At 45.0% G+C, this 618-nt stretch carries 1 protein-coding gene and 1 pseudogene; both read left to right on the forward strand.

Translation table 11 applies throughout. The annotated features are described in order from the left end of the window. Positions 1 to 115, forward strand: a pseudogene (locus R7044_RS26370) (protein-L-isoaspartate O-methyltransferase); the annotation flags it as partial. 14 nt (positions 116 to 129) lie between these two features. Continuing rightward, on the forward strand, positions 130 to 618 hold a 489-nt coding region (locus R7044_RS26375; protein ID WP_169643277.1), incomplete at its 3' end, for a LysM peptidoglycan-binding domain-containing protein.

Raw genomic sequence — 618 nt, forward strand, 5'->3', positions numbered from 1 at the left:
TGTCGGAGATGCTGAGCAGCAACTACTTAAAATTGAACGCAAGGGTGACGAGTACCTTTCTACCGTTGTGGAAATGGTTCGATTTGTTCCTCTTGTCGCGGGTGATTTGGCTTAAGGATCTGAGGTTAGGTGAGTAAGTTACTGCGTCATATTGGTATTAGCTTTGTATTAGCTGCGGGACTCGTTGGTTGCGCGGCTCACTCACCTGCGCCTGTTTCCAGCCTAAAGAAGGATTATTCGAGCGTTGAGCGTGGCAGTTATAGAGGGAGTTACTACGAAGTAAAGAAAGGTGACACACTTTATTTCATTGCTTACGTCACAGATAAGGATGTAAATGATCTTGTACGTTACAACGAACTCTCTCAGCCTTACACCATTTATCCAGGTCAAAAGCTAAAACTTTGGGCTCCGAAATATGTCGCGCCAAAATATGGCCAAAAAGTTGAACCCGTTGTAGTACCTGTAGTTACAACGACACCGCCTCCAGTGGTGAAGCCAACGACGACGACAAAGCCTGTGACTTCAAGTAAAAACTCTAGTCAAAAGCCTACAACAACTCCGACTAAAGTCGCACAAAAAGAGCCGCCAAAGAAAGTTGAACAAACCAAAGCAAAGGAG

This window comes from Vibrio sp. 1402 (assembly GCF_033340275.1).